The organism is Halomonas sp. AOP43-A1-21 (assembly GCF_052376775.1).
Lineage (GTDB): Bacteria > Pseudomonadota > Gammaproteobacteria > Pseudomonadales > Halomonadaceae > Vreelandella > Vreelandella colorata.
Genome location: NZ_JBQSWC010000030.1, coordinates 18,577 through 32,810 on the forward strand (window position 1 = coordinate 18,577; position 14,234 = coordinate 32,810).

12 protein-coding genes are annotated in these 14,234 nt (G+C 54.9%); 2 read left to right on the forward strand and 10 right to left on the reverse strand.

Translation table 11 applies throughout. From position 1 onward, the window contains the following. Nucleotides 1-20 precede the first annotated feature (20 nt). The 5 genes from ACT3R7_RS15640 to ACT3R7_RS15660 form a co-directional block, all read right to left on the reverse strand. A complete protein-coding gene (locus ACT3R7_RS15640) occupies nt 21-1,142 on the reverse strand; it encodes a beta-ketoacyl-ACP synthase III (protein ID WP_193092043.1) in 1,122 nt (373 codons plus the stop codon). A gap of 103 nt (nt 1,143-1,245) precedes the next feature. Further along, the gene (hrpA, locus tag ACT3R7_RS15645; protein WP_193092042.1) at nt 1,246-5,250 is read right to left on the reverse strand and encodes an ATP-dependent RNA helicase HrpA; all 4,005 of its coding nucleotides are present in this window, start codon (nt 5,248-5,250) and stop codon (nt 1,246-1,248) included. A 158-nt stretch (nt 5,251-5,408) separates the two neighbouring features. Next, nucleotides 5,409-7,073: an AMP-binding protein gene (locus tag ACT3R7_RS15650; protein WP_193092041.1), complete on the reverse strand. Its 1,665-nt coding sequence runs from the start codon at nt 7,071-7,073 to the stop codon at nt 5,409-5,411. A 192-nt stretch (nt 7,074-7,265) separates the two neighbouring features. Further along, on the reverse strand, nt 7,266-8,045 hold the full coding sequence (locus ACT3R7_RS15655) for a class II glutamine amidotransferase (protein WP_193092040.1): 780 nt from the start codon (nt 8,043-8,045) through the stop codon (nt 7,266-7,268). Nucleotides 8,046-8,075: 30 nt separating this feature from the next. Beyond that, nucleotides 8,076-8,504, reverse strand: a complete 429-nt coding sequence (locus ACT3R7_RS15660; protein ID WP_193092039.1) for a hypothetical protein — start codon at nt 8,502-8,504, stop codon at nt 8,076-8,078. Nucleotides 8,505-8,566: 62 nt separating this feature from the next. Between ACT3R7_RS15660 and ACT3R7_RS15665 the strand changes: the two genes are divergently transcribed. Together ACT3R7_RS15665 and ACT3R7_RS15670 are read left to right on the forward strand one after the other, a co-directional pair. Beyond that, nucleotides 8,567-10,651: a S9 family peptidase gene (locus ACT3R7_RS15665; RefSeq protein ID WP_193092038.1), complete on the forward strand. Its 2,085-nt coding sequence runs from the start codon at nt 8,567-8,569 to the stop codon at nt 10,649-10,651. A gap of 221 nt (nt 10,652-10,872) precedes the next feature. After that, nucleotides 10,873-11,022: a hypothetical protein gene (locus ACT3R7_RS15670; RefSeq protein ID WP_193092037.1), complete on the forward strand. Its 150-nt coding sequence runs from the start codon at nt 10,873-10,875 to the stop codon at nt 11,020-11,022. 48 nt (nt 11,023-11,070) lie between these two features. Here ACT3R7_RS15670 and ACT3R7_RS15675 read toward each other — a convergent pair whose 3' ends face one another. Genes ACT3R7_RS15675 through recR form a run of 5 tightly spaced genes read right to left on the reverse strand, consistent with a single transcriptional unit; the run spans nt 11,071 to nt 14,232 of the window. After that, nucleotides 11,071-11,526, reverse strand: coding sequence for a YcgN family cysteine cluster protein (locus ACT3R7_RS15675; protein WP_018916803.1), 456 nt, complete (start codon nt 11,524-11,526; stop codon nt 11,071-11,073). Further along, on the reverse strand, nt 11,526-12,131 hold the full coding sequence (locus tag ACT3R7_RS15680) for an acyl carrier protein phosphodiesterase (protein WP_193092036.1): 606 nt from the start codon (nt 12,129-12,131) through the stop codon (nt 11,526-11,528). Before ACT3R7_RS15680 ends, ACT3R7_RS15675 begins: the two co-directional genes overlap by 1 nt. Nucleotides 12,132-12,140: 9 nt before the next feature. Continuing rightward, nucleotides 12,141-12,443, reverse strand: coding sequence for a YcgL domain-containing protein (locus tag ACT3R7_RS15685; protein ID WP_018916801.1), 303 nt, complete (start codon nt 12,441-12,443; stop codon nt 12,141-12,143). Further along, entirely contained in the window at nt 12,440-13,573 is a 1,134-nt protein-coding gene (gene rnd, locus ACT3R7_RS15690) for a ribonuclease D (RefSeq protein WP_193092035.1), read from the reverse strand. Before rnd ends, ACT3R7_RS15685 begins: the two co-directional genes overlap by 4 nt. 53 nt (nt 13,574-13,626) lie before the next feature. Further along, nucleotides 13,627-14,232, reverse strand: coding sequence for a recombination mediator RecR (gene recR, locus ACT3R7_RS15695; RefSeq protein ID WP_192539732.1), 606 nt, complete (start codon nt 14,230-14,232; stop codon nt 13,627-13,629). Nucleotides 14,233-14,234 lie beyond the last annotated feature (2 nt).

Below are 14,234 nucleotides of genomic sequence, written 5' to 3' on the forward strand. Positions count from 1 at the left end.
CTTGTAAAACTTAAATGCTATTACTGACGCCGCACCACAACGCTACCCGCGCTATAGCCCGCTCCAAACGAGCAGATCACCCCAATATCGCCCTCTTCCAAACCATCACGATGCAGGTGAAAAGCAATAATGGAGCCTGCTGAGCTGGTATTGGCGTAACGGTCCAAAATGATAGGCGCCTGCGTTTCGCTGGGCTCAAAACCTAGTACCTTACGGGCGATAAGATCATTCATATGGCGATTGGCTTGATGCAGCCACATTTTTTTAAGATCGCTACCCGATAGCTCAAGCGACGCTAAATGCTCAGAAATGAGCTTAGCTACCAGCGGGCATACTTCCTTGAAAACCCGCCGCCCTTCCTGCACAAACAGTTTATCAATTGCCAGCGGATCACTATCCGTCACACGGTTCAAAAAACCCGCGTTATTACGAATCGCATTGGAAAACTGAGTAACCAGTCGCGTGCCCAATATCTCAAAGCGCTCACAAGCAATGGCCACCGCACTATTTTCTAATACCACAGCCGTACAAGCATCGCCGAAAATAAAGTGGCTGTCACGGTCTTGGAAATTTAAATGTGCTGAGCATATTTCCGGATTAATCACCAAGGCACGCTTTACGCTACCCGATGCAATGGCATTCGCGGCGGTTTCCAGAGCAAACGTCGCGGAACTGCAGGCAACGTTCATATCAAACCCATAGCCGCCTGCGCCCAGAGCTTGCTGTACTTCAACCGCCACGGCCGGATAGGCACGTTCCAGGTTTGAACACGCCACAATCACGAGTTCAATATCTTCTGGCGCTACCTGGGCATTTTCCAGCGCCTGCCGGGCGGCCGCGGTTGCCATATCACACTGAATGGACGGCTCATCATTTAGCCGCACGGGAAGCTGAGGCCGCATACGTTCAGGATCGAGAATGCCCGCGGCATTCAATACGTAACGACTCTTGATACCCGAGGCTTTTTCAATGAACTCACTGCTGGAGTGCGCTAACGGCACGCGCTCACCGCGCAGTATCTCTTCAGCAAAGCGCGCATTCTCATTGTCGACCCACGTATTAAATGCGCTCACCAGAGCCGCATTATCAATGGCGTGTTCCGGCGTATAAAGCCCCGTACCGGTAATCACCACATTTGTCATGCCTGTTCTCCTCTAAGCGGTTTGCCATCCATCATTGGCGTAGGCCTATGGCTCGCGCTTAACATTACTGTGTGCGTTATTGGCCGGTTTTACCAGTCATCCTCTAAACGCTAATTATCTCTTGCCAGCGTTTTTCAAGCCGTTTGCCCGATACCGGTATTAGCGTTCCCAACTGCTGAGCAAAAAGTGACACGCGAAGCTCCTGTATCCACCAGCCAAATGCCACTAACTCAGGGTCTTCAACCTGCCCACGCCGCTCGCTTTTACGCCGGGCATCAAAGCGTGTTTCCAGGGCTTGAATATCGTGCATCATCATATGATCACGACCACGCTCACGAGCCGCTTTTTCAAGGCGAATAAGCGCCGCTTCCGTATAGCGCGGATATTCGGTAAGCCACTGGTCCGCATCACGAATGAAGCCAGGATAGACCAAGCGCTGCATCTGTGCGCTGATATCGCTGTAGGTCAAAGCCAGTGCAAAATTGAGCTTACCTTTAAGCACTTTAGTCACCGCCAAATGGCCTTTCAATGCGGCTTCAACCTGTTTGAGTAACGTGGCGGCATGCTCAACAAGCTCTGCTTTAGTGGTGTCCAGGCGCGCGACCAACTCAGCAGATGAGCGCGGCAGAGGATGCTGAGCAACTACCTGGGTAAATACCGCCAGCAAGAGATCGTCCACTAATGCCTGCTTGCTGCCTACCTTGGCAAACAGCAGCGCGCATTTTTCAACATCAGGTAAGCGTTTGATGGCCTTAACCTGGTCAGGCTGACGGGCAATGGCCAGACGGGCAACGCCTTCCTGATGCGCGGCTTGCGCTTTTGCCGGATGATCAAACAGCGCAACTCTAAACTCACCGGCCTCAGCGACTAGCGCGGGATAAGCTTCAACACGAATACCCGCCTGTGTGGTAACGCGTGACTCGGGTAACGGCTCGTCAGGCAATCCCTCAAGTGCGGGTGCCTGGCTTGCCTGCTCGGCTAATGCCTGAGCACCGGCACTGGCAGCCGCCTCAAAGCGCTGCTCAAGCGCCCTTACGTTGCGCCCTTGCCCCAGCTGTTTTCCCGCATGATCGACCACACGAACATTCATCATCAGATGCGGCTCAAGCAGATCCAACCGCCAATCATCCGTATGCACCCGTGTGCCTGTGCGGCGGCGGATAAACTCACCCAGCGCTTCCGTTAGCGGACGTTGGTCAGGTACCAGCGTCTCCAAAGCAGCGTCTACCCAATCAGGAATAGGCACCACCTGGCGACGAATGCTTTTGGGCAGCGATTTCAAGAGCGCAATGCACTTCTCACGCAATAACCCCGGCACCAGCCACTCCAGGGCATGTACCGGCAGTTGCGGCAGCATGGCAGCCGGCACCGTCAGGGTAACGCCGTCATCCTCGGCATGGGGTTCAAAATGATAGCTAACCGGGTAGGCCACCCCGCCAAGCGTTAAATGGTCAGGATACTGCGCCTGAGTGACATCGGCTGCGTCACGGGCTTTTAACGCCTCAATATCAAAGTGCAGCAGCTTGGGTGTCTGACGTTCCGCCTCTTTACGCCAGTGCTCGAAGCCTTTGCCGTTGATAACGTCATCAGGAACACGCTCATCGTAAAACGCAAACAGCGTATCTTCATCGACGAGAATATCCCGCCGACGGGCACGATCTTCGAGCGCCTCGACTTCATCAATCAACCCACGGTTATGGGGGAAAAACGCACCTTTCGTATTGAATTCACCCTCTACCAGCGCGCGACGAATAAACAGCTTTCGTGACTCTTCAGGGTCAATTGGCCCGTAATGCACGCGACGGCGCGCCACAATCGGCAACCCAAACAGCGTCACTTGCTCAAACGCCACAACCTGAGCGCGCTTTTGCTCCCAGTGCGGTTCACTATAGCTGCGTTTGACCAGATGTTCGGCCTGCGGCTCGATCCATTGAGGATCAATTTTGGCCACGGTACGCGCATAGAGCTTGGTGGTTTCAATCAGCTCAAACGCCATAACCCATTTAGGCGACTTCTTGGCAAGTCCCGAGCCTGGGTGAATCATGAACTTACGGTTACGTGCGCCCAGGTATTCACGATTTTCGAGCAGCGTGCCCAGGTTCGACAATAAGCCGGATAGAAGAGCCTGGTGTAGCTTGCCCGATGTTTTGCGCCGCGCCTGACGGGCCTGCTCTTCGCTCTCATCTTCATCCAGCCGTAGCGGTGCGGGCACCTCGATCTGCATATCACGCAGCAGCTGCCGGAGCTGGCGGAACGTATCGTGCCATTCGCGCATACGCAGGTAGTTAATATAGTGTTCGCGGCACCAGCGGCGCAGCTGATTACCCGACAAGGCCTCACGAGCATTTTCAATGCCGTGCCAAAGGTTGAGCAGGGCCACGAAATCGGAATCCGGGTCATGCCACCGCTGATGCGCCTGGTCGGCGGCCTGGCGCTTATCGGCCGGGCGGTCACGCGGGTCCTGAATGGCCAGTGCGGATACCACGACCAGCACATCGCGCAAGCTGCCGCGCTCGGCACCCGCCAGCACCATACGTGCCAGCCGCGGGTCAATGGGGAGCTTGGCCAGCTTGCGACCCAACGGACTTAAACGCTGACCTTCATCGACCGCGCCCAATTCAAAGAGCAGCCGGAAGCCATCTTTGACGAACCGGCTATCGGGTGGATCCACAAACGGAAACGCTTCGATATCACCCAGCTTCAGCGCCAGCATGGAAAGGATTACCGAGGCCAGATTGGTGCGCTGAATTTCCGGGTCAGTAAACGCCGGGCGGGAAAGAAAGTCCTCTTCATCATAAAGACGAATACACACGCCTTCCGCTACCCGACCACAACGCCCCTTACGCTGATTGGCGCTGGCCTGGCTTACCGGTTCGATCGGCAGGCGCTGAATTTTTGCCCGGTAGCTATAGCGGCTAATGCGCACCAACCCAGGGTCAATCACATAGCGAATGCCCGGCACCGTGAGCGAGGTTTCCGCAACGTTGGTGGAGAGCACAATCCGCCGACCACGATGCGCCGAAAACACCCGATTCTGCTCTTCATTGGAAAGGCGTGCATAGAGCGGCAGAATTTCCGTGCCCTTTAAATCGGCACGCCGCAGAGTATCGGCCGTTTCGCGAATTTCCCGCTCGCCGGGCAGAAACACCAGCACATCCCGCGGGCCATGTAGCCAGCCCTTTTCACGCTCCATGGTTTCGATTTCGTTGACCGCATGCAAAATACCCTCCTGGAGCGTGCGGTCTTCTTCGTCCTCTTCATCACGTGCCAAAGGGCGGTAGTGCACATCGACCGGGTACGTACGCCCCGATACCTCAATCACCGGCGCGGGCGCATCAGGTGTACCGAAATGGGCCGAAAAGCGGTCTACATCAATAGTGGCCGAGGTGATGATAACTTTAAGATCGGGACGTTTGGGCAACAGCCTTTTCAGGTAACCAAGCAGAAAGTCGATATTCAGGCTGCGCTCATGCGCTTCATCAATAATGATGGTGTCGTAACGCATGAGTAAGGGGTCGTGCTGGGTTTCAGCCAGCAAGATACCGTCGGTCATCAGCTTAACCAACGTTGTAGGGCTACTTTGGTCGGTGAAGCGCACCTGGTAACCCACCTGCTCGCCCAGCGGCACTTCAATCTCTTCCGCCAACCGCCCAGCCACGCTTCGCGCCGCTAACCGGCGCGGCTGAGTATGGCCAATTAGTCCTCTCCGCCCACGGCCTAGTTCCAGGCACATTTTGGGTAGCTGGGTGGTTTTACCCGACCCGGTTTCTCCAGCGACCACCACCACCTGATGGTCGCGAATGGCGTTTAAAATATCGTCCCGACGCTCGACGACCGGCAGCTCAGCGGGGTAGTTAAAGGCTACGTTCAGCGCCTCACGCTGGTTGAGTAATTGCTGTGACCGCTCAATCTCGCGCTGCACCTCGTTCAAACCATGATCGATTGGCTTATTATCACGTACACGCCGCGCCAACCCTGCTACACGGCGCTCCAGGCGCTGTGCATCACGCAGCATAACGTTGCTTATGGCTTTTTTGAGCACAGCAAGGCGTTGGGTATCGGTTAAATCGGAGGGCATATCGGTGGTCACGTTAGGCTCAGTTTCCATTCGTTACTCAAAAGCGGGATTGCCAGCCGTGTAGCGACAGGGCAAATAAATATCCGGCCCGCTTTAGTGAGCGGGCCGGATATTGTAACGCTTCCATCAACGTGACGCCTAACCGGGGCTGGGGGCGTTAATGGCTGTCGCTAGACGCTGGCTTTTTTTCATCGCGTATTTTCATCGCGTAGTTCGCGGCGTAATACCTTGCCGACATTCGTTTTGGGCAGTTCGTCACGAAACTCAATGTACTTGGGCACTTTATAGCCCGTTAACTGCTCTTTACACCAGCTACGCAGCGTTGCAGCATCTAGCTGGCTATTTTTGGACACGACAAACAGCTTGATGACTTCTCCGGCATCTTCATCCGGCACGCCAACCACCGCTGCTTCAATAATATCTGGGTGAGAGGCGACGATATCTTCGACTTCATTGGGATAAACGTTAAACCCGGACACCAAGATCATGTCTTTCTTGCGATCCACAATGCGGATGTAGCCATCGTCCTGAAGTACCGCAATATCGCCGGTGAAAAACCAGCCATCGCTATCAATGGACTTACGAGTTTCATCTTCACGCTGCCAGTAGCCCTTCATTACCTGAGGGCCCTGTACGCAGAGCTCACCCGGCTCGCCTAGTGCTACGTCATTACCTTCAGCATCAATGACTTTCACAGCGGTGCCCGCGACGGGCTTGCCGATGGTGCCAAGCTGAATGGCATCGGTTGGATTAAAGCTCACAATGGGCGAGGTTTCTGTCAATCCATACCCTTCCGCAATCGGGCAGCCGGTGGTTTCCTCCCAGCGCTGAGCTGACGTCTTTGTTAAAGCCATCCCACCGGAAATCGTCAGTTTAAGCTGGGAAAAGTCGAGCTGTTTGAAATCATCCCGGTTGCATAGCGCGTTAAACAGCGTGTTCAAACCGATAAACGCGGTGAACTTAACTTTTTTGAGTTCTTTAATAAACCCATCGAGATCACGCGGGTTGGTAATCAGCAGCGAGTGATTGCCCGATTCCATCAAGAACAGGCAGTTAACCGTAAACGTATAGATGTGATAAACCGGTAGCGGCGCAACCACCAGCTCCTGACCTTCTTTTAAGTGCGTACCGATCGCCAGCCGTGCTTGCAGCATATTAGCAATCAGGTTGCAGTGCGTGAGCATCGCCCCTTTGGGCAAGCCGGTAGTGCCGCCGGTGTACTGCAGTGCAGCCAGATCATCCTGGCTTCGGCTTACCTCGGTATACTTTAAGGAGGCGCCCTTGTTCATGGCATCGCGGAAACTGATCGCTTTAGGCAACGAGTAAGCCGGTACCATTTTTTTCACGTGCTTGACCACAGCGTTAATTAACCACCGTTTGGGTAAGCCGTGAAGATCACCAAGCTCGGTCACCAGCACATGTTTGATGTCGGTCTTATCAACCACGTTTTCAAGCTTTTTAGCCATATTGGCTAAAATCAGCACGGCCTTGGCACCTGAGTCCTTAAACTGGTGGGTCATTTCCCGCTCGGTGTAAAGCGGGTTGGTATTTACCACTACCAAACCTGCGCGCATAGCTCCGAATACAGCAACCGGGAACTGTAAAACGTTAGGCAGCTGGATGGCTATTCGATCGCCAGGCTTAAGGTCAGTCTCGTGCTGAAGCCAGGCCGCAAAGTCGGCGGATAGACGATCAAGGTCGGCAAAGGTTAGCGTTTTGCCCATGCAACTAAACGCAGGCCGTTCCTTATGACGGCTGACAGCAGCATTAAAAACGTCCGTAATGGAGTCGTACTGATCCAACCCTTCAAGCTCAGGGCCGCGTAATATAGGAGCTGTGGCGTGTTCGCTCATGGGCAATCTCCGCTATCCATGTCGATGATATTACCGACCTTGTTATTGTCGTAAGGTGAGAGAGCCAACGATATACGACGCGCAGCATGCTGTAAAACGATCGCTTGAAACTTGTGTTTAAACTTTAGCCATAGTGATCGAGTCGTACGCCACCCTCTCAATGTCTACTTAGTAATGTAGCGACTATTGGCCTTAAGGACAGTATTGCGCCTTAATTTCTCCTTCATGCCAGACTAATAGCTCGCCGGGAACCATTCGCCCCCACGCTTCATTATGGGTTAACGGTTCGGTGGCAATCACTGACACCACGTCGTTGGGCGTTGTATGCTCGGCAAAGTTAACCGTTATTTCCGCATCAGAGAGTTCGGCATCACCAAACGGGGCTCGCCGGGTGATATGCGCAAGCTTCGTGGAGCAGTAGGTGTAGAGATATTGACCATCGGAGAGCAGTAAATTAAACACCCCCAATGCTCGTAGCTGCTCGCAAAGGCCATGCAGCGTTGTCCATAAGGCATTGAGGGATGCTGGCGGGGTCGGAAAAGCATCACGCAATTGGCCCATCAACCAGCAAAAGGCATGCTCGCTGTCGGTATTGCCAACCGGCGTATATACCCCCAGAGGCAAACCCTGCCAGTCGCTTAGCTGGCCGTTATGCGCATAGCACCAGGGGCGTCCCCACATTTCACGGGTGAAAGGATGTGTATTGGCCAGACGCACGCCACCGACGTTAGCCTGTCGGATATGGCTAATCACTACGTTGGACTTAATCGGATAGTCGCAGATCAAGCGGGCGATAGGGGAATCAACCGACGGGTGGGGATCGCGAAACTCCCGGTATCCGCCCTCTTCATAGAAGGCGATACCCCAGCCATCGCGGTGCGGACCGGTACCGCCACCACGATGCAAAAAGCCTGAAAAGCTAAAACAGATATCGGTCGGAACGTTGGCGCTCATCCCCAGCAGCTCACACATAGCAACGCTCCTTCTCGGTGACCATCAACATTAACCGATAACCGGTTCGCGCCGACGCGTGGGCTGAGGATCATCTTCCACATCCTGCTTGACGCGCTTGGCGGGCGGCGTGCTGGCCGGCCTGCGCCACCACCAGAGAGCAATGCCGATCACCGCACCAATTGCCACGCCGACGATCAGGCAGAGCAGGCCACCGGTGATTGCGCTGGCGTTATGCTCTAAAAAACCTACCGCGGCAACCATCGCCGCTGGCGCCCACCCGGTATAGAATTCACCTTCTTCTATGAGGGGCAAGCGGAAAAACGCTGGCGCCCACATGGCTCCCCCCACACCCCATGTGATCACTAAACGTGGCAAACGCGGTAGGAACGCCAGGGCAAAATAGACAGCCACTAACACCAGCAGCGAAATACCGTAATAACTTAGCCACAACAGTGACATTGAATTTACAAGCAGCATAATACCTCTCATATGGGTGTACGCACCCGACGTTGATTTCCCGCTATGGTACCTATCAATTTATGAAAGCACAGCCAGACACGCTCTCAGGTTCTCCCGTCGCGCGCTATTATCGCGCTAATGACCCCAAATGGCACTGGCTGGAAGCACGCGAGACGCCTGATGTCAGCGCTTTTTTGGAAAGCGCTAATCAGCAGCAGGAAAAATGGTTTGCCCCACTAGCGCCGTTGGCCGAGGCATTATACAAAGGCCACCTGGCGCGTCGCGAGCTTTCCGTCACAAGCCTTGAGACACCGCTTGACCACTATACGTTCTGGAGCGAAACCGGTTCTGAAGACGACTACCCTCGCTGGTGGCGTTACCTCAATGGGCACCCAGAGCAGCGTGAATGCTTTTTTGACGTTCAGGCTCGCGCCGTCGATGAAGAGTTTTATGAAATGGGCGATATGGCCCTTTCGCCGGATGAGCAGTGGCTCGCCTGGACAGAAGATACCCAGGGCGACGAACGCTATACGCTGTGGATCAAATCGCTGCCGAATGGCCAACCGCAGGCACTGATCAGCGATATAGGCGCCGGTCTGTGCTGGGGTGAGGATCAAACTGCTGCCTCGGCCACGCTGTTTTTTACTCGCTTTGACGCAACCCAGCGCCCCGACAGCATATGGCGGGTATCACTGCCTTTTGAGGCGCCTGAAAAGCACGCCGAGCCCGCGCTTGTCCTGCGTGAAGACGATACTGAATTTTGGCTCGGCATCGGTAAAACACGCTCACGTCAGTGGCTGTTAATTGAAAGCGGCTCCAAAGATACCAGCGAAGTCTACGCCCTGCCGGCCCAACAGCCTACGGCGGTGCCGCTCTGCGTTCAGCCCCGCCAGGCAGGCGTTGAGTACAGCATTGACCATCGCCCCGGCGCCTTTTACCGGGTACATAACCAGGCAAGCACACATTTTCAGCTTGATTATCTGCCTGAATCCGCGCTGGGCGACACCAAAGCGCAGTGGCAGCCGCTTATCGAACCGCGTGACGACGTGACCCTGGAAGGCATCGATGCCTTCTCCTGGGGGCTTATGATCGCTGAGCGCGATCATGCTCAGGCACAGGTCGTGCTGCGCCGCTGGGTGCTGGATGCGCACCAGCATCGCTTGCTTGATGAGTATTTGGACCTTCCCGAACAGCCCTGCTCCCAGCTACTCGAAGATGCGCCGCATTTTGATACCCAGATACTGCGCCTGCGTGAGGAGTCGTTTACGCAACCGCCCAGCTGGTTTGCACTGGACCTTACCAGCGGCGAACGGACGCTTCTAAAGCGCGCACCGGTTTATGGCGCCCTGACACCTGAACAGCTGGTAAGCCGTCGAATCTGGGCAACCAGCTCTGATGGCGAACAGGTGCCGGTATCCATTGTAATGCGCGCGGACCTGGCTGATCAGCCGCTGCCCACCCTGCTATATGGCTATGGCGCCTATGGGGAGGCACTTGACCCGTGGTTCTCGATTGCCCGCCTTGAATTACTGGAGCGTGGCGCGGCCTTTGCCGTGGCCCACGTGCGCGGGGGTGGCGAACGGGGTGAGCCCTGGTACCTGCAGGGTAAAATGGCCCATAAAGAGAACAGCTTTAATGACTTTTTAGCGGCCCGGGATGCGCTGGTGGAAACCGGTATTAGCGATCCTGACCGGATAGCAGCCTATGGCGCCAGTGCAGGCGGTTTGCTAGTGGGCACCTGCATTAACCGAGCACCTAAGGCCTTTTGTGCGGCTTTGCTGGATGTACCCTTTCTGGATGTTTTGCGCACCATGCAAAACCCTGACCTTCCGCTGACCACCGCAGAATACAGCGAGTGGGGCAATCCAGAAGAGCCCGAGGTGGCCGAGCGCATCCAACGCTACTCACCGATGGACAATATCACCGCCCAGCACTACCCGGCCCTATGGATCGAAGGCAGCTGGTTTGACACACGGGTGAGCTACTGGGAGCCGGCCAAATATTACGCGCAGGTAACGCAACACCAGCAAGGCAGTGCGCCCATTCTGCTGCATACCGATATGAGCAGCGGCCACGGCGGGGCGTCCGGCCGATTTAAAGCGTGGCGCGACACCGCCCGCCAAGACGCGTTTATTCTTTGGGCATTGGGCTTAGGCGCTCTCTAAGCACAAGCTTCAAGGCGTAAGCATTCAAACACGTTGCGGCTCAGGGAGTTGAGCCGCCTATCAAAAGAACAATCGCTTTAGGCAGCCCTTGCGCTGCTTTTTATTCTTTGAAAATACTTTCCATAAAAATAATCCTGCGCCATACTATACCTTAGTAGCATAAAACATTAGTCGTACAAAACATTAGTCGCATAAACTTATGTCTAGCACTGGAGTAGAGCATGAAGCATCAGGAAAACTTCCCCACCATTTGGGATACGCCGCTTAAGCAAGCCAAACCAGCTAAAAACACAGCCGCTCAGCCTCCCGCATCGTTTAAGGACGTATTTTTAACGATCTGGAATAGCGCTAAGCGTAAGTCAGCTGCCTAACTGTCAGGCCAGGGAGGGCGTTATTTAAGACATTGATCAAGTGCCTGCCTACATCGGCAGTACGGCGATAATGTGAGACTCCAGCGCCCGTTCGGGCACGTCATCCTGAGAAACGGCAAAGCCACGCACGCTAACCCCTTTACGGTGTACGCGCTCTGCATCGTTGCTCAACAGCGGGTGCCAACCGGCGAGCTTTCTGCCCTCTTCAACCCGCCGATAAGCGCACGAGGCAGGCAGCCAGGTAAACTCTTTAACCAGCGCGGGGGTTAATTGGGTGCAGTCCGGTACGCTTTTAAAGCGATTCTCGTAATCACTGCACTGGCAGCTTTGAATATCCAAAAGCCGACAGGCAACGTTTAATACCGCAAGCTCCTGGGTTTCATCATCGTGCAGCTTTAACAGGCAGCACTGGCCACAGCCATCGCACAGCGCCTCCCACTCTTGTGGGGTTAGCTCTTCCAGCGTGTAACGCTCCCAAAAGCGCTCGCGCATTGTGGTTTCCATCATGACTCCTCTCTTTGCGACTTATCGCACTGGGCATTACGCCCTGAACTACTTAACGTGGCACTTAGCGCTGGCCATAAGCTCTGAAAATCTGCTTCCAATAAAGCGTAGTCGCGGTGCAACCATGGGATGAGCTCTGCCAACCGGTTAGGGCCTGAAAGCCGCCGACCAAGCCCCGCTACCGCATTACAGGTAAACTCAAAATCAGCGTAGTTTCTTAACCAGTCGTGTTCGACCAAATAGGGCACCATGGCCTCAAGGCGATTGGGCGCAGACCTTGCCGACAGCAGGTCATAACAGCGAGTCACAAGCTTTTGCTGCTCGTCACGCCCAGCTTTATCGCGTGCCAAAAAATGATCCCAAACGATATCCAGGGCAATGCCCGCATAGCGGCGCTTGCCTTGGGGCGCCCGCTGTTTGGCACCCAGCACGCTGGGGTGCTGATCCACCCAGGCATCAACCTTGCGGTGATGACGAATACCGTATGCCACGTCAGACGTCCAGGCGCTTAGATCACTGCCTTTGACGCCGTCGGCAACAAGATTTCCGTACAGGAAATCATCGTTGCCGCTTGATGCCAACCACGCATGGGCAAGAAAATTCACGGCAAACCGCTACTGCGCCGAGCCGCGCGCGCTCTGCTGCGCCCGATGCACGTCGAGTAGATAGTCCTCTTTAGCGGGCGGCATCTGCAGATAGAACCCCTGGGTCTCAATCGCGCTGATCACGTCTTCGGTGTTAACGCGTGCAAGCTTTTTATCCGCCGTTAAAATCATCGTTAATACCGCAATTGGCTTACCGAACGTTGCCATTAACGCTTCAGGTACGGGCTTTACCCCCTGGCGCTTATCAACGTATAGGTACATCTCTTCTTTACGCGAGCTTTTGAAAATCTCGCAAAGCAGCTTGTCACTCATTTTGACAACTCCTCAAGCGCTTGGCCCAACGCATCCGCCAGACACTCTCCCCGCCACCCTTCGGGTAGCAGCAGTGGCTGCCCAGCCATATCCTGCATTACCAGCGCTTCGATATCACGCCGACGCATCAGCATTTCTGAAGCCATTCCCAGCTCGCCCGCCTTGGCGTTAATAACACTTTTGAGCGCTTTGAAGCGCTGCTTAAACGCCGGCTGCATCGGGTCAGGCCAACGTTCTGGCAAGTCACTCTCTTCGCCGTGCTGCGCCTGTTTAACCAGCCCTAACAGCGTATCGCCCTCTTTCTTGACCAGCATCGGCTTAAAGCCTTCCACGTTGGCCAGGTCATAACGGCTTTTAGGCATCGCTTCAGCAGTCGCGAACAGGAGCTTGTCACTGATCAGCCAATTGCGCGGTAAGTTACGGCGTCGTGTCTCTCCTTCACGCCAGATGGTCATTAGGCGGTAAGCTTCCACCTGACGTGCATTCAGCCGCCACAGCTGACGGTTACGCATATACCACTGACCATCAGCCTCGACGCTGCGCCCCGCCTGATCTATCAAGCCAGTACACTCTTCACTCAACCAGCGGTAGCGCCCTAACTCTTCCAATCGCTCAGCCTGAAGCGCCCAGACTTGAAGCAGGTAGATAACGTCCAGCGCCGCGTACTCGCACTGTGCAGGCGTTAAAGGCCGCTCCAACCAGTTTGAACGCGTCTCCTCCTTGGGCAAAGTTTCGCCCATCCAGAATTCAACCAGCTTCTGGTACCCCATTGAAGGCATTTCGCCGAGAAATCCTTGAGCTACCTGGGTGTCGATCAGCGGCGTGGGCAATACACCTGCCCAGTGCTGGAATACTTCCAGATCTTCACTACAGGCATGCAGCAGCTTGATCGCACTGTTTTGCAGGAGCTTACGAAAAGCAGGCGTGCAGGGCGTCGCCAGCGGATCAATCAAATACGCAAGCTCACCGGCCGCAAACTGGATCAATGCCGGTACCGGGAAAAACGTATTTTCACGGAAAAACTCGGTATCCAGGGCGATAACAGTGGCATTGGCCACTTGCTCGCAAGCCGCATCAAGCGCCTCGGGGCTGTCAATCCATTGGTATAAGGGGGAGGCTAGAGAAGACAAAGCATACTTCCAGGTTGCTACAACCGCGATTGCGCTTGCAATGTGGGGTGGGGTTAATCACTGGTAAAAGGCTGACGCCCATTAAACGCTCGGCTTAGCGTACCGCCGTCGACGTATTCAAGCTCTCCCCCCATGGGAACACCATAGGCCAAACGTGAAAACCGCACACCGTAGTCAGACAGCTGGGCGGCGATATAGTGCGCCGTAGCCTCGCCTTCAACAGTCGGGTTGGTCGCCAGAACGATTTCTTCGATATGGCCTTCCGCCACCCGCGCTTCCAACTGCTCAAGGCCAATGGCGTCGGGGCCGATACCATCCAGCGGCGATAGATGACCATGCAGCACAAAATAACGCCCCTGAAAACCACCCGCTTCTTCGATCGCCAACTGGTCTGCTGGCGACTCAACCACACAAAGCAGTGCATCATCGCGACGCGGCGTTTCGCATATGGCGCAAATATCCGCTTCCGTCAGCGTACGGCAGCGTTGGCAATAACCGACTTCATCGATAGCCTTTTGGATGATCGATGAAAGCCGCTGACCACCTGCCCGTTCACGCTCAAGCAGATGCATTGCCATGCGCTGGGCCGTTTTAGGCCCAACGCCAGGCAACACACGAAACGCATCCATCAGCTGTTCAATAAGAGGAGAGAATCTCATTC